Below are 17,107 nucleotides of genomic sequence, written 5' to 3' on the forward strand. Positions count from 1 at the left end.
CACACCGGGGCGGGTGTCGCGGTGGGGCGATTGCCCGGGCCGTCAGGCCAGGGCCTCCGGCAGCGGGGCCGCGTGCAGGGCCGTCAGGCCGGACACGGCCCGGGTCAGGCAGACGTACAGGCGGCGCAGGCCGGTGCGCTCGTCGGGTTCGCCGTCGACGATGGCGGCCGGCTCGTCCAGGACCACGTAGTCGTACTCCAGGCCCTTGGCGAGCGAGGCCGGCACCAGCGTCAGCCGGGACTCGGCGGTGGTCTCCTCGCCCGGCGACAGGTAGGGCAGACCGGCCGCGAGGAGCGCCTCGGCCAGCACCGGGATGCGGGCATCGGCGGCGATCAGGCCGATGGAGCCCTCGTGGCGGAGCGCGTCGCGGCAGGCTGCGAGCACCGACGGGGTGAGCTCCGTACCCTCCGCGACGGCCTCCACCAGCAGCGATCCGGGGGTCTCACGGACCGAGGAGACCGGTGCCAGGCCCGGCGAGATCGCCGGGAGCAGCCGGGAGGCGTACGCGATGACCTCGCGCGGCACCCGGAAGCCGGCGGTGAGCTCCTCCAGTACGGCCTCCGGCTTGCCCAGGTGGGCCAGGGCCTCGGCCCAGCTGCGGGTGGCCCACGGGGTGGTGCCCTGGGCCAGGTCGCCCAGGACGGTCGCCGAGCCGGTGGTGCAGCGGCGGCCGACCGCGCGGTACTGCATCGGGGACAGGTCCTGGGCCTCGTCGAGGACCACATGCCCGAGGGAGTGGGTGCGTTCCACGAGGTCGGCGGCCTCGTCGATCAGGACCAGGTCGGCCGGGGACCACTTGGCCGCCTTGACGCTGCGGAAGGGCTTCGGCCACAGCAGCAGCTTCTGCTCGTCGGCGGTGAGGATCCCGTCGGCGTGCTCGGCGAGGAAGCCGGGGTCGGCGAGCAGCCGCAGCACCAGCTTGGCCGGATCCACCGCCGGCCAGACCGCCTTGACCGCCGCCTTCACGGCCGCGTTGCGGGCCACCGCGTCCTGGACCCGGTCGTCGGGTGCCTCGCCGGCCTGCTCCATCCGGACCAGCACGGCGTGCGCGATGCGCTGCGGGAGCGCGTCCCGGGCGGCGCCGTAGCGGATGTCGCGGTTCTGCAGCTCCTCCACGATCTCGGTGAGCTCGTACGCGGGGATCCGCCAGCGGCGGGAGCCGCGCACCACCATCAGGGGTTCGGTCGGGAGGGTGACGTGCGAGCGGACGGCGCGGCGCAGCACCTCGGCCATCCGGGCATCGCCCTTGACCACGGCGGTCTCGGCGGCGTCGGCGGCCCGCACCTCCAGGCCTTCGCGGGCGACGAGGTCGTCGACGGTGGCCTGCTTGACCTCCAGCTCGCCCAGGGCCGGCAGCACCTGCTCGATGTAGTGCAGGAAGGAACGGTTCGGCCCGATGACCAGGGTGCCGGTGCGGGCCAGCCGGTCCCGGTGGGCGTACAGCAGGTAGGCGACCCGGTGCAGGCCGACGGCGGTCTTCCCGGTGCCGGGGCCGCCCTGCACGCAGACCGAGCCGGCCAGGCCGGAGCGGACGATCTCGTCCTGCTCGGGCTGGATCGTCGCGACGATGTCGCGCATGGGGCCCACGCGGGGGCGCTCGATCTCCTGCTGGAGGAGCTTGGAGACGGCGGCCGCCTCTGCGGGGTCGGAGAGGTGCTCGTCCTCGTAGGCGGTGAGTTCGCCGCCGGTGTAGCCGAAGCGGCGGCGCAGCGCGACGTCCTGCGGGTCGGCCTTGGAGGCGCGGTAGAAGGGCTGGGAGACCGGCGCCCGCCAGTCGATCACCATGGGGTCGCCGTCGGCGTCGTGGACGTGGCGGCGGCCGATGTAGAACTGCTCGCCCTCGGCGCCTTCGGCGAGCTCGGCGCCGGGCGCGTGCAGGTAGTCGAGGCGGCCGAAGAACAGCGGGGTGTGGGCGAGGTCGGCGAGGGCCTTGATCCGGTCGTCGATCTGGGCCTGCAGGACGATCGCGTTGACCCAGTTCGCGGTGACGTCGCGGATGTCGAGGGACTCGACGTCCTCGCGCATCGCGCGGAGCGCGGCGCGGGACGCGGCGAGATGGGCGCGTTCCCGGCCGAGCGGATCGGCGGCGGGGGCGGCGGTATCGGCTCCGTCGATGGTGTCGGCGGTGTCGGCGGTGTCGGCGGTGTCGGCGGTGTCGGGGACGTGCGCGGGCACGGAACTGCCTCCTGCTCATGGACCGGAAACTGAACCAGCTGGGTCCGTCCGGTTCCGACCGGACGGTGGCACTCCCCGGTGATGGCGGCGGAGGCGGCAAGAGCGGGAATTGTAGTCACGGCGCCGGTGCGGCGCGACCGGTTTTTCCGGCGCCCCCTAGGGGTCCGTGCGGGTGTCATACCCGGGAGTGTCAGACCTTGGGCAGAGGCGGCGGGTCTCCGCATGGGTCGGGAGTAGTAGAAGGAGAGCCCTGGGATTCGCTCCCGGGAGCGATGTGCGGAGCGGGCCGGATCGGGACCATGGATCCATGAGCACCGCAACCTTCACCCCGATCCAGGGCGGCCGCCCGAGCGGCGCCACCGCCACCACCTCCGACATCCACCCCCGGCACCGCGTCGGCGGCATGCTGCGCGCCGCCAGGGTGTTCGCCGCGACCGCCTTCAGCGTGGTCCTCCTCGGCGAATACGCGGAAGACGCGGGCGTCATACGTCGCTGACCCCCGCGCCTCCCCGGCACGCGCTGCGATCCGCCGGTCAGCTCTCCTTGAGCAGCTCGTCGGCGTCCATGATCCGGTAGGCGTAGCCCTGTTCCGCCAGGAAGCGCTGGCGGTGGGCCGCGAAGTCCTGGTCGATCGTGTCGCGGGCCACCACCGAGTAGAAGCGGGCCTCGTGGCCGTCCGCCTTCGGGCGGAGCACCCGGCCCAGGCGCTGGGCCTCCTCCTGGCGGGAGCCGAAGGTGCCGGACACCTGGATGGCGACCGTGGCCTCCGGGAGGTCGATCGAGAAGTTCGCGACCTTGGACACGACCAGCACGCTGATGTCGCCCTGGCGGAACGCGTCGAAGAGCTTCTCGCGCTGCGCGTTCGAGGTCTCGCCCTTGATCACGGGCGCGTCCAAGTGCTCGCCGAGCTCGTCGAGCTGGTCGATGTACTGGCCGATGACCAGCGTCTGCTCGCCCCGGTGCTTCCTGACCAGTGCTTCCGTCACCTTCCGCTTGGTCGCGGTGGTCGCGCAGAAGCGGTACTTCTCCTCCGTCTCGGCGGTCGCGTACGCCAGCCGCTCGCCCTCCGTCAGGTTCACCCGCACCTCGACGCAGTCCGCCGGCGCGATGTAGCCCTGCGCCTCGATCTCCTTCCAGGGCGCGTCGAACCGCTTCGGCCCGATGAGGGAGAACACGTCGGACTCGCGTCCGTCCTCCCGCACGAGGGTGGCGGTGAGCCCGAGCCGCCGCCGGGCCTGCAGGTCCGCGGTGAACTTGAAGACCGGCGCGGGCAGCAGGTGCACCTCGTCGTAGACGATCAGCCCCCAGTCCCGGGAGTCGAACAGCTCCAGGTGCGGATAGACGCCCTTCCGCTTGGTCGTCAGCACCTGGTACGTCGCGATCGTGACCGGCCGGATCTCCTTGCGCGTCCCGGAGTACTCGCCGATCTCCTCCTCCGTCAGCGAGGTCCGCCGGACCAGCTCGTGCTTCCACTGCCGGGCCGAGACCGTGTTGGTCACCAGGATCAGCGTGGTCGCCTTCGCCTCGGCCATGGCGCCGGCGCCGACCAGGGTCTTGCCCGCACCGCAGGGCAGGACCACCACCCCGGACCCGCCGTGCCAGAACCCGTCGACGGCCTGCCGCTGGTACGGGCGGAGCTTCCAGCCGTCCTCGGCCAGCTCGATGGGGTGCGCCTCGCCGTCCACGTACCCGGCAAGGTCCTCGGCCGGCCAGCCCAGCTTGAGCAGGGTCTGCTTGATCTGCCCGCGCTCCGAGGGGTGTACGGCCACGGTGTCGGCGTCGATCCGCGCCCCGACCAGCGGCATGATCCGCTTGGACCGCAGGATCTCCTCCAGCACCGGCCGGTCGGTGCTGGTCAGCACCAGCCCGTGCACGGGGTGCTTGGAGAGCGTGAGCCGCCCGTACCGGGCCATGGTCTCGGCGACGTCGACGAGCAGCGCGTGCGGGACGGGGTACCGGGAGTACTCGACCAGCGCGTCCACGACCTGCTCGGCATCGTGCCCGGCGGCCCGGGCGTTCCACAGGCCGAGCGGGGTGATCCGGTAGGTGTGGATGTGCTCGGGGGCACGCTCCAGCTCGGCGAAGGGCGCGATGGCCCGGCGCGCCGCTTCGGCGAGTTCGTGATCGACTTCGAGGAGCAGCGTCTTGTCGCTTTGAACGATGAGCGGACCGTTCACCTGTCGTGCATCCCTTCCGGCAGGGGTGGCCCCCCGGGTGCGGGTGGCCAAACCTCCAGTCTGCCGTATCACTCGGGGCGGCGGCGGGTTCCCGGGCTGCGGAGTCGGCGGCGCTGCCTTCGCAGGCGCGTCCGCTCGGTCTCGTCACGGCACCTCATGGCCTCGGAGAACAACTCCTCGTCCCCGGTCTCCCGGAATGCGGCGGCGGAATCGCCGTACGCTTCGATCGCGGCATCCCAGGCGTGAGTCCGGTTGAAGGCCAGGCCGAGATTCAGCAGGGCCCGACCCTCGAGGTGGCGGTTGCCGAGCCGCCGGTAGAGGGCGACGGCCCGTGTCTGGGCCCGTACGGCGTCGTCGAACCGGCCCGACATCTCCTGGGCGAGGCCGAGATTGCTCAGGGCCATCGCCTCCGTGTCCGGGTCGTCGGCCGCGCGGCTCGTCCCTACCACGGCCGACAGGACAGAGAGCGCCTCCTCGGAGCGGCCGGCGTGGATCAGCACCAGCCCGAGCTGGTGGCGTGCGTGGGTGGCCATGTGCTCGTCGCTCAGCGAGTCGAGCAGCTCGATGGACCGGGAGAGCAGGTCGATCGCCTCCGCCGGACCCCGGTCGTCGCGGGCCAGGGCCAGCGCCAGGCCGAGGTTCGACTGGGCCAGGCCCTCGCTGCGCCGGTCCTTGGTCTCCCGGGCGGCCGCCAGGGCTTGCTCGTGGGCGTCCACGGCCTCGGCGTACCGTCCCATGTCCCGCAGGACCATCCCCAGGTTGTTGAGGGCGACGCCTTCGCCGATCCGGTCGTGGGTCTCCCGGCAGACGGCGATGTCCTCGCCGAAGGCGTCCGCGGCCTCCTCCAGCCTGCGCAGGGAGTGCAGGGCCTTGCCCAGGTTGGTGAAGGCCATGCCGAGGACGCGTCGGTCGGTGTCCGGGGGATACAGCGCGAGAGCCCTCAAGAGTGCCTCGACGGCCTCTTCCGGCCGGTTCATGTGCCAGTAGGTCAGGCCCAGGTTGCTCAGGGTGATCGCGGCGGAAGGGGCGTTCCCGCGCCGTTCGTAGAGGCGCAGCGACTCCAGGTACGAGGCGACCGAGTCGTCGAACCGGCGCAGCTCACGCTGGACCGTACCCAGATTGTTGAGGACGGCCGCCTCGAAATCGTGCAGCTCCGGATGGCCGGGCGAACGGACCGCGCGCAGCGCGTTCAGGGCCAGTTCGGCCGCGTCGTCGAAGTGGTGGCGCCAGGAGTGGAAGTCGTGGAGCAGGTAGTGGAGTTCGACCAGCGCCCGTGGTCGTCCCATTGCCGGTGCGGCGAGCGCGGCGGCGAGCAGGTTGTGCCGCTCCTCGTCCAGCCAGGCGAGGGCGTGTTCCCGGTCGGCGAACCGGGGGTCGGGATGCGTCAGGGGGTTCATGTGGGTGCTGGCCGTCCGCGCGGCGTCGAGGTAGTGGCCGAACAGCCGGTCGAGGGCAGCCTCCTGCTCGTCCGGCTCGTCCTGCATCCGGCACAGCTCGGCGGCGTACAGGCGCATGAGGTCGTGCATGCGCCAGCGTCCGTACGATGCGCCCGGTTCGACGAAGTGCCCGCGCGCGAGGGGCAGAAGCAGTTCCTCCGCCGTCTCGGGCGGGAGGCCGGCCAGGTGTGCCGCCGCCTCGGTGGACAGGTCGGGCCCCGGGTTCAGCGGCAACAGCCGGAACAGCCGGGCTTGGTCGGGCCGCAGCTGGCGGAACGACAGCTCGAAGGCGGCGCGTACGGCCAGGTCGTCGCGGCTGAGCCGGGCCAGCCGTCCGCGCGCGTCGCGCAGCGCGCCGGCCATGGAGTGCAGCGGTCGGGCCGGAAGGTCCGCGAGCAGGGCACTGACGATCCGCAGGGCGAGCGGGAGCCGGCCGCACAGGGCGGAGATCTCTTCGGCCGACGCCGGTTCGTCGGCCACCCGGGTGTCCTCCGGGCCCACGGTCATGTGCAGGTTCCGGCCCAGCAGTTCGACCGCGGACGGCTCGTCGAGGACGGAGAGGTCGTGCACGCGGGCGCCGAGGTCGCTGAGGGTGTGCCGGGAGGTGATCAATACCGGTGACCGGGGATCGCCGGGCAGCAGGGGCCGTATCTGGGCGCTGTTCATGGCGTTGTCGAGCACGAGGAGTACCCGCCGGCCATCCGCCGCGTAGACGTCGAGGACGGAGCGGTACAACCGGGCCCGGTCCTCCAGGTCCTCCGGGACGTACTCGTCCGGCACCGCCAGGGCGCGCAGCAGCGAGCCGAGGGCCCGGTGCGGCTCGAGGCGACGCTGATCGTCATAGCCGAAGAGGTCGATGAAGAGAACTCCGCCCGGCAGCAGGCCGGGTGTTTTCAGGGCCCGGTCGGCGACCTGGAGGACGAGTTCGGTCTTGCCGACCCCGGGCAGCCCTGCCACCACCTGCCGACCGGTGGCCCCCGGGGGTGGCCGGAGCCCGGCGAGCAGGGTGCCGGCGTCGGCGTCCCGGCCGGTGAAGGTCAGGGAGGGCGCGGGCATGCCGGTGAGCGCCGGGTGGAGCGTGGGCGGGAGTTGGAGGGTCACGGTGCCGCCCTGCACCACGACGTTGTGGAAGAGGCCGCCGCTGATCTCGTTGTGTATGTCCTGGCCGCCGCCCGCCGAGCCGGTCATGTCCCCCCGCCCTCCTGGATGCCCGATGCCAAACGATAGGAGGGCGGGCCGTGCCTGTCAGGCGAAGCTGCCCGAGCGGGGCCAGCGGGTGGAGGAGATCGAGGTCGCCGGGGCATTCCACGTCGACGACCGGTGGCGATGGCGGTGGCGGTGGCGGTGGCGGTGGCCGGTCGGCGAGCTCCCGGAGCCGGCGGATAGGGTCGGGGTGCATGAGTGATCAACAGGCTTTCGTACCCGCCGACTTCGAGGTGCCGCGCAGTCTCGTCGCGGACGGATTCCGGCTGGAACCGCTCGGCGAGGAGCACAACGAGCGGGACCACGCCGCGTGGAGCGGCAGCATCGCCCACGTGCGGGCCACGCCCGGGTTCGGGCGGAAGTGGCCGCCGGTGGAGGGCATGTCCCTGGAGGCCAACCGGGAGGACCTTGCCCGCCACGCCCGGGACTTCGAAGCCCGGACCGGGTTCACGTACAGCGTCCTGGACGGCGACGAGGTCATCGGCTGCCTCTACATCTACCCGGCCCGCGAGGAGCCGGACCGGGTGCACGTCGCCTCGTGGGTGCGGGCCGACCGGGCCGAGCTCGATGTGAGCGTGTACGAGACGGTGTCGCGCTGGCTCGCGGAGCGGTGGCCGTTCGAGCCGGGCCGGATCGACTACGCGCCCAGGTGAGGCAGCGGGCCCGAGGGGTACGGGGTTTCGACGGGCAGGAGGGCGCGGGCCGCGTCGTCCTCCCCGGCCCGGACCAGGGCGTGGATCTCCCGGGCCAGCGGGGTGACATCGCGGATCGCGACGGTCCACTCGTCGGCGTACGCCCGGGAGGCCGGGCCGGACAGGCCCAGCTGGAGGGAGCGGTGGGGCAGCGGGTTGAGGTGAAGGTCCCGCTCCGGGTCCCACTGGACCCGGGCCGGGGCCTGGCGCAGGGCGGCCTGCCAGGCGGCCCGGTCCGTGTGGGTGCCGGGCTCGTAGTGCGACAGGCAGGCCCGGGACAGGGCGTGGTCGAAGCCCTCGCGGGTGATCTCGACGGCCAGCACCGTCTCCTGGTCGGGCTTCGTGGCCCAGCCGCAGCGGTACATCATCCACAGGAAGGACGGCTTGATCCAGGTCATCCGCTCCCGCTTCCAGGCGGCGGGGAAGCGCTGGTCGCGGGCGGCCGGCCGGCCGAGGGCGGGCGCGTAGGCCTGGTAGACGGTGACCGTGGTGTCGGTGTGGGCGGCGCGGATCAGGCGGCTGTTCGGGTCGGACATGAGGCCAGCCTGCGGCAGCACGGGCGCGCCCCGCACACCATTTACCGCATTTGCCGCCCGCGGCCGGATCGGGCTAGACCTGGTCCTCGGCCAGTTCGGCGACCCCGGTGATCCGGTGCAGGGCGTACGTGCGGACCTCGTCGGCCGTGTGGTCGTAGCCCGTCACGAAGCCGCCCTCCACCCGGACCGGGGCGATCACCCGCTGGCTGGCCGCGCCGTCCGCGTTCACGTAGCCGATCCACACCGCCGAACCGGTCAGGGCCGCCGCCTGCACGGTGGCCAGGGTCTCCGCCGCGGTGGTGCGCGGCAGTTCACCCGGGGCGGGAGTGGCGGCGCCGGCAAGGGCCGGCTCCTTGCGGACCGCCGTCGCCGCCACGTCGCCCGCGCGGATCGCCCGTACCGCCGCCCCCAGCAGGGTGGCGTCGGGGACCGGCGGGCCGTCCGGGACGGGCACGGGGGCGGTGCGCGGCGGCGTGCGGTGGGCGTCCGCGCGGGCGACCACCACGTCCCCGGTCTGCGACTCGGCCGCCGGGGCGTACCCCATGGCGCGCAGCCCGTCGAGCAGGGCCGCCGGGTCGGCCTGGGCGGCCAGCACGGTCGGGGCGAGCCGGCGCAGGGCCAGGCCCGCCGACCGCTTGTCGGCGAGGATCTCGCCGAGGACGGAGTCGTCGTCGCAGCGGACGTACGCGGAGGCTGCCCCCACCCGCAGGTGGCCGTGCCGCCGCGCCACGTCGTCGATCAGGTACGAGAGCGGCTGCGGCACCGGGGTACGGCTGTGCTCGGCGAGGAACGCGTGCAGGTCGGCGGCGGTCCGGCCGGCGTCCAGGGCGCGCCGTACCGAGCCCGGGGTGAACCGGTACACGGTCGCCCCGCCCTTCGACTCCACCACCGCCAGCACCGCGAGGGTCTCGGCGAGAGGCCGGCGCAGCGGGCCCGGAGCCACGGCCGTCAGGTCGGCCTGCAGCAGGACGTGGTCCACGGGTTCGGGCAGCAGCGGCGCCAGCAGCGGAGCCGGGTCCTCGCCCGCGAGGAGGGCCCGGCCGGGCCCGGACAGCGCACCGCGGCCGGTGACCCCGAGCAGCTCAGCCTCGGTGAGGGTGAACCGGGCCAGCCGGGCCCGGAGTTCGCTCGTACCGCGCACCGGCCGCTCCCAGGCCAGCCGGTCCAGGAGGGCTTCGGGGGCGGGCGAACCGCCTTCGGGCAGTGCGGCGAGCAGCTCCAGGACCCGGTGGCGGACCTCGGCGGCGGCGGACCGATCCAGGTCGGGGCCGAGCGCGGACAGCGTCCGGCCCTTCGTGTCGAGCTCGCCGACCAGCCCGGCGGTACGGGTGGCCGGCAGCCAGGCAAGGGCGAGCGCGGACCAGCGCTCCTGGGGCGGGAGTTCGGCCCAGTCGTCGTAGGCGGGGGTCGGCGCGTAGCGCTCGTCGGCCTCGCCGTCGCCGGCCAGCAGTCCGGCCGCGTAGGCGAGTTCGATCCAGAACGCGGCGACGGACTCGCCGACGTCGAGGGTGGCGGCGGTCCGCTTCAGATCGCGTACGGACAACCCGCCGGCCCGCAGCACGGCCGGTCCCGCCCCGTGCTCCCAGGACTTCAGCAGCTCCTCGACGGCCGACAGAGCGGCGAGGGCCTGGCCGGCGGCGTTCGCGTCCACAAGCTGTGGACGGTGCTCGGCCGCCGCGGGCACGGCCGGCGGCACGGGTTCCGGCGTACGGTGCGCCCGCCCGCCGCGCAGGTGCAGCGCGACCTCGCGGGGCAGTACGACGGTCCGCGCCGTGGCGGGCAGCAGCAGCCCGCGGTCGCGCAGCCAGCGGACCGGCGGGGTCGGGTTCGGGGTGACCTCCCCGTACGGCGGCCCCCACACCAGCCGGTCCAGCACGTGGTGCGCCTCGGCCGGGGCCTCGTCGAGCAGCGCGGACATCCGGACCGGATCGGTGAACAGCGCGGTCAGCGCGGCGACGGCGGACACCGGATCGTGGGTGGCCGGCAGCCCGGCCGCCGCCACGATCTCCTGGATCCGGGTGGGCGACATCCCGGCCGTCGCCTCGGTGACGGTCGGCCCCAGACCGGTGGGAGAGGGCCGGGCGGGCCCGGGCGCGAGCAGCTCGCGGGCGGTACGGACGAGGCGGAGCCGGTCGTTGTCGCCCCAGACGATGGCTTGGGTGCGGAGGGTGTGGAGGGCGTGGGGGAGGGCGGCGCGAATGCTTTCGGCGGTGCTGGTGCTGGTGCTGGTGTGGGTTGCGGGGGTGGGGCCGGGGCTGGTGCCCATGCCCGTGCCGGCTCCGGGGCCGGTGCCGATGGTGGCGCTCGTGCCGATGCCCGTGCCGGTGGTGGCGTCCGTGCCGGTCCCGGTGCCGGGGCCGTCGGCGGCGGCGCCCGTGCCGGTGTCCGCGTCCGTGCCGCTGGCGGTGTCCGCGCCCGTGCCCGTGCCGGTGGTGGCACTCGTGCCGGTTCCGGTGCCAGTGGTGGCGTCCGTGCCCGTGCCGGTGGCGGCGCTCGTGGCGGTTCCGGTGGTGGGGCTCGGCTCGGCGGTGTCCGGGCCGGCGTGGTCCGCGGTGCCGCCGGGGAAGGCGGCTTCGCCCTGGTGGCCGGTCAGCAGGGCTTCCAGCGTGGCGTAGTCGCAGGGGTCCGGGGCCACCGCCAGGGCTTCCGCCGTCTGGAGGGCGAAGCGGTCCAGGCGGTCCAGCGCGCGGACCACCGAGGCTCGGGTGCCGGCCCGGGTGGCGAGCTGGGTCAGGTCGTTCGGGACCGGGCTGAGCAGGTCGGGGCGGGCGGACAGCAGCGCAGCGAGGCCCGCGTCGTCGCGGGCGCGCAGCGCCTCGGCGAGGGAGCGCGGCGCATTCCCTCCGGTGCTTGCCTCGGGCACGGTCGCCTCCTGGTCCCATCGGCCGGTCCCGCCGGCCGCCATCCGGCCAACGTTATCCGCTGCGCCCCGGGCTGCTCCACGCACGCACGCGCTACCTTCGGGGAAGGTGGGACGGGAGGAGCCGGGGCGTGGGGATCGAGAGCGACCATCTGGTCTACGAATATCTGAGCAGGGTCGGGGATCTGGCACAGCGCCGGCAACTGTCCTCGGGGGACCGGATGCGGCTCGTCGCCGGGCTGCGGGACGAGATCGACCGCCGCCGCGCCAAGTACGACCCCGACACCCCCGCCGCCGTACGCCGCATCCTGGAGCGGATCGGCACCCCCGAGGAGGTGCTCGACGCGGCCTCCGGGCGAACGTCCACGACGGTCACCGAACCCGACTCCTCCCCGGGCGTGCCCACCCAGCGCGGGCCGGGGCGGCTGCGCCGCAAGACCGTGCCGCCGGCCCCGCCCGCGGACACCGCGGCCGCGCCGCCGCACCTGGCCGGGCTGGACGAGCTCGGCCCCTCCGGCGACAGCGGCGGGCCGGAGCCGGACTGGTGGCGGGTGGCGCCGAGCGCGTACGGCGCGGGTCCGCAGGTCGAGGGGTTCGTGGGGGGCATCGAGATCCCGGACCTGTTCAAGGAGCGGGTGGACGAGGAACCGGAGCCGGAGCCGGGGCCGGAGGCGGAGCCAGGGCCGGGGTCGGAGCCGGGGGCCGGGGGGCGGGGTCGGAGGCTCGTACGGGCGCTCCGGGAGCGGCGGAAGCAGCCCGCCGCCGCTCAGGTCGCGGCCGCCGAGACCGCGGCCCGGCCCAAACCGCACGCCTTCCTGCTGCTGGCCGCCGCCGTGCTGGTGGCCGGGGTGGCCACCGGGCACTGGCTGTTGCTCGCCGTCGGGTGGCTCTTCGCGTACGGGTCGAGGGTGCTCGGGCCTGCCGAGAAGAAGTGGGTGGTCTTCGGGCTGCCGGGCGTGGTGTGCAGCGGGGCGCTGCTGTGGGTGTGGGGGCGGGCGGACGGGCGGTGGGGGGCTGCTCTGGCCGAGGGGGAGGCGGGGGATGTGTTGACGGGGATGGTGCCGTGGGTTGTGCGGGGGGCGGGGGTTGCCTCGGCGGCGTACCTGATCTGGCGAGCCCGCAGACGCTGACCCGCCCCTGCGAGGCCCCGCCTGGCGGGACTCCGCCCCGCCCCGGTTCCTGTCGGGCCGACTTCAGCTCTGCGCCGGGCCGCCTCCGGACCCTCCGGTCCTTTGCGGCTGGGTTGCCGCAGGCACCTCCAGCCCCGCCGGGCATCCTCCCCCGCCGGGCGACGCTCCCAGCTGGGTTGCCGCGCAGCGGCACTTCCAGCCTCGCCGGCGTTTGAGGCGCGGGGCACCGGGGGCTGGCCCCCGGCAACGGCGCCGCACCCGGGCAGGCGGCCGCTGCGCGGAGCTGTTCCCCACCCCGCCCCTTCCCGAACTGGGGCTCCGCCCCAGACCCCGCTCCTCAAACGCCGGAGGGGCTGGGGGGACCGCCCGGAGGGGCTGGGGTGTGCGCTCGGCGGAGCCCAGACCCCGCTCCTCGAACGCCGGAGGGGCTGGGAAGGGATCGCCCGGCGGGGCTGGGGTGGTACCCCCGGCGGAGCCCAGCCCCCGCGCCTCGAACGCCGGAGGGGCTGGGGGGACCGCCCGGCGGGTGGGGTGTGCGCTCGGCGGAACCCGGACCCCGCGCTGGGACGGGACGGGCGTCGACGGCGAGGCTGAGGAGTATCGGGCACAGGAGTGCGGCGAGCGCGGGCGCCGTCCGGGCGGCGCGACGGGTGGTCAGGGTGCGCCGGGGACGGGCAGCCCCGAGGCCACCGGGACCGTGGAGACGGGCAGCCCCGAGGCCACCGGGACCGTGGAGACGGGCGCTGACATGTCGCCAAATTTCACTGTCTGGTAAGGCGAGGCTAAGTCCACGTTCCCGTTTCCGGGCGCGGTCTCGGCACAATGGCCGCTATGACCCTCCACGCCCTCACCGTCGGCTTCGACCTCGACATGACCCTCATCGACTCGCGGCCGGGCATCAAGGCCGCATACCTGGCCCTGTCGGCCGAGACGGGGACCTTCATCGACGCCGACCAGGCGGTCACCCGGCTCGGTCCGCCGCTCGACGAGGAGCTCGCGTACTGGTTCCCGGAGGAGGAAATCCCGGCGATGGCGGACCGCTACCGGGAGATCTACCCCACCCACGCCATCGTGCCGACCCCGGCCATGCCGGGCGCCCGCGAGGCGATCGAGGCGGTCCAGGCGCTGGGCGGTCGCGCGATCGTGGTCACCGCCAAGCACGAGCCGAACGCCCGGCTGCACCTCTCCCACCTCGGCATCGAGCCGGACGCGGTGATCGGCTGGCTGTGGGCGGAGGCCAAGGCGGGCGCGCTGCGCGAGTACGGGGCACAGGTGTACGTCGGGGACCACGTGGGCGACGTACGGGGCGCGCGCACGGCCGGCGCGCTGTCGGTGGCGGTGCCCACCGGGCCCTGCCCGGAGCCGGACCTGCGGGCGGCGGGCGCGGACGTGGTGCTGCCCGACCTCACCGCGCTGCCGGCCTGGCTGAAGCAGTACGTCGCGGCTCAGGGGGTCTGAGCGGAAGCCGGCTGGGCGGTGCCGCCCTGCCCCTGGGTCGTGGCCTGCACGGCGCGGGCGGCGCGGCGCTGGAAGGCGATCCCGCGCAGCACCCCGGCGGCGGAGATGATGAAGCCGACGCCCATCAGCATGCACACCGCCCACGCGTAGGACGGGAACGGGTCGACGTCCAGGAACAGCGGAGCCATGGTCGCGAGGGTGGCGAGCGCGCCGAGGATGAATACGATGCCCCCGGCCTTGACCAATGCGTCGCCGGGCCGTGCTTCGTCGGGCTGAGGAGTAGCAGTCACCCCACCAGGGTAGTTCCCTGGCCGAAGCGGCCGACAGGTTCCGACCGGGCGACGTCTTGTCAGCGCCCCCGGGACCATTAGCCTGGAGGTGGCGGGTCACAGATGACCCGCTGCACTGCTATCCGGAGCCATTTTTTACCGTGCATTCCGGACGGCATTTCCGACCCGACGAGCAAGGACAGAGGACAGACGTGCCTACCGGCAAGGTCAAGTGGTTCAACAGTGAGAAGGGCTTCGGCTTTCTCTCCCGGGACGACGGCGGCGACGTCTTCGTCCACTCGTCGGTGCTCCCTGCCGGGGTCGATTCCCTCAAGCCCGGCCAGCGCGTCGAGTTCGGTGTGGTCGCCGGCCAGCGCGGTGACCAGGCCCTTTCGGTGACGGTGCTGGAGCCGGCGCCCTCGGTCGCGGCCGCGCAGCGGCGCAAGCCGGACGAGCTCGCCTCGATCGTCCAGGACCTGACCACCCTCCTGGAGAACATCACGCCGAGCCTGGAGCGCGGCCGCTACCCCGACAAGGTGCACGGCGCGAAGATCGCCGGCCTGCTCCGCGCGGTGGCCGACCAGCTCGACGTCTGAGCCGCGGGCCGCTCACGGTCAAACAGCTGTGCCCCGCCACCCGAACGAGTGGCGGGGCACAGCTGTTCGTGCAGGCGTGCTCGCGATGTGCCCTCTACGGGAAGTACAGGGCGTCCGGGGCGATGGGCGGCACCAGGCCCTCGGCCGCCGCCCGGGTGAGCAGCCCGCGCACCGCCGCGTACCCGTCGTCCCCGAGGCCCGCGGTGAACTCGTTCACGTACAGCCCGATGTGCTGGTCGGCGACCGCCGGATCGAGCTCCTGCGCGTGCGCCCGCACGTACGGCCGCGAGGCCTCCGGGTCGTCCCAGGCCATCAGGACCGAGGCCCGGGCCGCCTCGGCCAGCTCGCGCAGCCTCTCCGCACCCAGCGAACGCTTCGCGATGATGGCGCCCAGCGGGATCGGCAGCCCGGTGGTGGTCTCCCAGTGCTCGCCCATGTCGGCCAGGCAGTGCAGCCCGTAGTTCCGGTAGGTGAACCGGGCCTCGTGGATCACCAGTCCGGCGTCCACCCGGCCGTCGCGGACCGCCGGCATGATCTCGTGGAAGGGCATCACCTCCACCTTGCCGACGCCGTCCGGCAGCACGTCGGCCGCCCACAGCCGGAACAGCAGATAGGCGGTGGACCGCTCGCTCGGCACGGCGACGGTCCGCCCGGCCAGATCCAGCCCCGCCTCCCGGGTCAGCACGAGCGGTCCGCAGCCGCGGCCCAGGGCGCCGCCGCACGGCAGCAGCGCGTACTCCCCGAGCACCCACGGCAGTACGGCGTACGACACCTTCAGCACGTCGAGCTCGCCGCGCTCGGCCATGCCGTTGGTGACGTCGATGTCGGCGAAGGTCACGTCGAGCGCGGGCGCGCCCGGGATCCGGCCGTGCGCCCACGCGTCGAAGACGAAGGTGTCGTTGGGGCAGGGCGAGTAGGCGATCCGCACGGCACCTGCCGCGGCGTCACCGGTCGCGCCGGTCGCGCCGGTCGGTTCGATCGGGCCAGTCGGGCCAGTCGGGTCGATCGGGTCAGTCGGGTCGATCGGGTCGGTCGGGCCGGTCCTGCCGGTCATGGCGTTCTCCCCAGTTCGCGAGTACGGGTCCCAGCACGCGGAAGGCTTCGGTCAGCGCGGCCAGCGCATCGCCGATCGCCCAGGCGGCCCGGTCGCGCGGACCGACCGCATTGGACACGGCGCGGATCTCCAGCACGGGCAGCCCGTGCGCGGCGGCGGCCTCGGCGACCCCGAAGCCCTCCATGGCCTCGGCTCCGGCCAACGGGTGGCGGGCGGCGAGTTCGGCGGCGCGGGCGGCGGTGCCGGTGACGGTGGAGACGGTCAGCACCGGCGCGAGGAGCGCACCGGTGGCCTCGGCGGCGCGGGCGGCCAGCTCGGCGGGCGGCAGATGGACGCTCCGGCCGAAGCCGAGCGCGTCGACGGCGAGGAAGCCGTCGGGGGTTTCGGCGCCCAGGTCGGCGCCGACGATGGCGTCGGCGACCACGAGCGAGCCGAGCGGGGCGGCGGGCGCGAACCCGCCGCCGATGCCGGCGGACACGACGACCTGATACGGCGCCAGGGCCAGGGCGGTCGCGGTGCCGGCGGCTGCGGCGGCCGGCCCCACGCCGGCGACGAGCACGTCGAGGGCCAGGCCCGGGAGGTCCCGGCGGGTGATGAGGTAACCGCCGGGCAGGGTGCGCGGCCCGGGGGTGTCCGGGTCCGGGTGAGGGGTGAGCCCGGCGGCGACGGAGTCGGCCTCCGCCGCCACCGCGGTCACGATGAGCGCGCGCACCGCGTGTCCTGATCCTCGGCCGTTTTGGTTACTTCAGCTTCAGCTTGAACGACCAGACGGCGAGCGGCTTGCCGTCCTTGGAGAACTGGACGATGTTCAGCGCCTTGGAGGCCGGGGCCTCGCCCTGGCCGCCGGTGGCGAAGATGTCGGCGTTCGGGAAGCTGCGGTAGGTCTTCTCGGACAGGTCGTTGATGGGCTGGCCGTCCAGGACCGCCTGCCACTGCTTGCCGCCCTCGACGATTTCCGGCTCGACGCCGAGGCGGAGGGTTTCGCCGCGGTCGTAGCTGATGGTCTTGGCGTCCTTGGGGGTCAGGCAGCCCTGGACCTCCTCGACGGTCAGCTCCTTCTTGTCCTCGCAGCGGGCCTCCGTGGACACCGACGAGCTGCCGACCGTCACGGTCGCCAGGGGGGTCGGCTTGTCGCAGGCGGACAGGAGGAGGAGGCCGGCGGACACGGCCCCGAGGGCCGCGACGCTGCGGCGGGCCCTACCCGAGATAAGCGGTGCGGTCATGAGCCGAAGGCTATCGGGCCACCCCCCTCCCCCGCCGCACGGGGTTCCCCCCACCCCACCCGGGCGCGCCGCACCCCCCGACCGGCCCCCACCGCCCCCATCGCCGCGACCGCCTCCACCGCCGCAGTCGGCACCCCCACCGTCGGGGCGGCACCCACCCCGCCCCGCTGGCGGTACCCATCCCGCCTCGCCGGGCGGTACCGCCCCAGCCCCGCCGGGGTTTGGCCTTTCCAGCCCCTCCGGCGTTTGAGGAGCGGGGTCTGGGGCGGAGCCCCAGTTCGGGAAGGGGCGGGGTGGG

Annotated in this window: 14 protein-coding genes; 5 read left to right on the forward strand and 9 right to left on the reverse strand. The window is 74.1% G+C overall.

Features of this window, described 5'->3' with window-relative positions; translation table 11 throughout:
* Positions 1–42: 42 nt before the first annotated feature.
* Entirely contained in the window at positions 43–2,025 is a 1,983-nt protein-coding gene (locus AB0447_RS31440; protein WP_366480276.1) for an AAA family ATPase, read from the reverse strand.
* Positions 2,026–2,482: 457 nt separating this feature from the next.
* On the opposite strand from AB0447_RS31440, the gene AB0447_RS31445 reads away from it, so the two are divergent.
* On the forward strand, positions 2,483–2,671 hold the full coding sequence (locus tag AB0447_RS31445; protein ID WP_366480261.1) for a hypothetical protein: 189 nt from the start codon (positions 2,483–2,485) through the stop codon (positions 2,669–2,671).
* A gap of 37 nt (positions 2,672–2,708) precedes the next feature.
* Here the strand turns inward: AB0447_RS31445 and AB0447_RS31450 are convergent, their stop codons facing one another.
* A complete protein-coding gene (locus AB0447_RS31450) occupies positions 2,709–4,352 on the reverse strand; it encodes a DNA repair helicase XPB (protein ID WP_366480262.1) in 1,644 nt (547 codons plus the stop codon).
* 68 nt (positions 4,353–4,420) lie between these two features.
* The gene (locus tag AB0447_RS31455; protein ID WP_366480263.1) at positions 4,421–6,976 is read right to left on the reverse strand and encodes a tetratricopeptide repeat protein; all 2,556 of its coding nucleotides are present in this window, start codon (positions 6,974–6,976) and stop codon (positions 4,421–4,423) included.
* Positions 6,977–7,185: 209 nt separating this feature from the next.
* Here AB0447_RS31455 and AB0447_RS31460 point away from each other — a divergent pair, with 209 nt between their 5' ends.
* Positions 7,186–7,644: an N-acetyltransferase gene (locus tag AB0447_RS31460; protein ID WP_366480264.1), complete on the forward strand. Its 459-nt coding sequence runs from the start codon at positions 7,186–7,188 to the stop codon at positions 7,642–7,644.
* Here AB0447_RS31460 and AB0447_RS31465 read toward each other — a convergent pair.
* Complete coding sequence (locus tag AB0447_RS31465; protein WP_366480265.1) at positions 7,629–8,219, reverse strand: DUF4291 domain-containing protein; 591 nt, start codon at positions 8,217–8,219, stop codon at positions 7,629–7,631. The genes AB0447_RS31460 and AB0447_RS31465 overlap by 16 nt on opposite strands.
* Positions 8,220–8,292: 73 nt before the next feature.
* Positions 8,293–11,124, reverse strand: coding sequence for a helicase C-terminal domain-containing protein (locus AB0447_RS31470; RefSeq protein WP_366480266.1), 2,832 nt, complete (start codon positions 11,122–11,124; stop codon positions 8,293–8,295).
* Positions 11,125–11,210: 86 nt separating this feature from the next.
* Here AB0447_RS31470 and AB0447_RS31475 point away from each other — a divergent pair, with 86 nt between their 5' ends.
* Both AB0447_RS31475 and AB0447_RS31480 read left to right on the forward strand, forming a co-directional pair.
* The gene (locus AB0447_RS31475) at positions 11,211–12,209 is read left to right on the forward strand and encodes a hypothetical protein (protein WP_366480267.1); all 999 of its coding nucleotides are present in this window, start codon (positions 11,211–11,213) and stop codon (positions 12,207–12,209) included.
* Between the two features lie 831 nt (positions 12,210–13,040).
* Positions 13,041–13,667 carry an HAD family hydrolase gene (locus tag AB0447_RS31480; RefSeq protein WP_366480268.1) on the forward strand — a complete coding sequence of 209 codons (627 nt, stop codon included), beginning with the start codon at positions 13,041–13,043 and terminating at the stop codon, positions 13,665–13,667.
* On the opposite strand, the gene AB0447_RS31485 is transcribed toward AB0447_RS31480, so the two are convergent.
* Positions 13,655–13,957: a hypothetical protein gene (locus AB0447_RS31485; RefSeq protein WP_366480269.1), complete on the reverse strand. Its 303-nt coding sequence runs from the start codon at positions 13,955–13,957 to the stop codon at positions 13,655–13,657. The two genes, AB0447_RS31480 and AB0447_RS31485, sit on opposite strands and share 13 nt — an antisense overlap.
* 191 nt (positions 13,958–14,148) lie before the next feature.
* Here AB0447_RS31485 and AB0447_RS31490 point away from each other — a divergent pair, with 191 nt between their 5' ends.
* Positions 14,149–14,532, forward strand: coding sequence for a cold-shock protein (locus tag AB0447_RS31490; protein WP_366480270.1), 384 nt, complete (start codon positions 14,149–14,151; stop codon positions 14,530–14,532).
* 94 nt (positions 14,533–14,626) lie between these two features.
* Here the strand turns inward: AB0447_RS31490 and AB0447_RS31495 are convergent, their stop codons facing one another.
* From AB0447_RS31495 to AB0447_RS31505, 3 genes are all read right to left on the reverse strand, one after another.
* Positions 14,627–15,454, reverse strand: coding sequence for a 1,4-dihydroxy-6-naphthoate synthase (locus tag AB0447_RS31495; protein ID WP_366480277.1), 828 nt, complete (start codon positions 15,452–15,454; stop codon positions 14,627–14,629).
* Positions 15,455–15,542: 88 nt separating this feature from the next.
* Positions 15,543–16,298 carry a futalosine hydrolase gene (locus tag AB0447_RS31500; RefSeq protein ID WP_366480271.1) on the reverse strand — a complete coding sequence of 252 codons (756 nt, stop codon included), beginning with the start codon at positions 16,296–16,298 and terminating at the stop codon, positions 15,543–15,545.
* A 28-nt stretch (positions 16,299–16,326) separates the two neighbouring features.
* Positions 16,327–16,809, reverse strand: coding sequence for a DUF2771 domain-containing protein (locus AB0447_RS31505; RefSeq protein WP_366480272.1), 483 nt, complete (start codon positions 16,807–16,809; stop codon positions 16,327–16,329).
* Between the last annotated feature and the right edge of the window lie 298 nt (positions 16,810–17,107).

Origin of the sequence: Streptomyces sp. NPDC051211 (assembly GCF_040689505.1) — a bacterium.
In the GTDB taxonomy this organism is placed as follows: Bacteria; Actinomycetota; Actinomycetes; order Streptomycetales; family Streptomycetaceae; genus Streptomyces.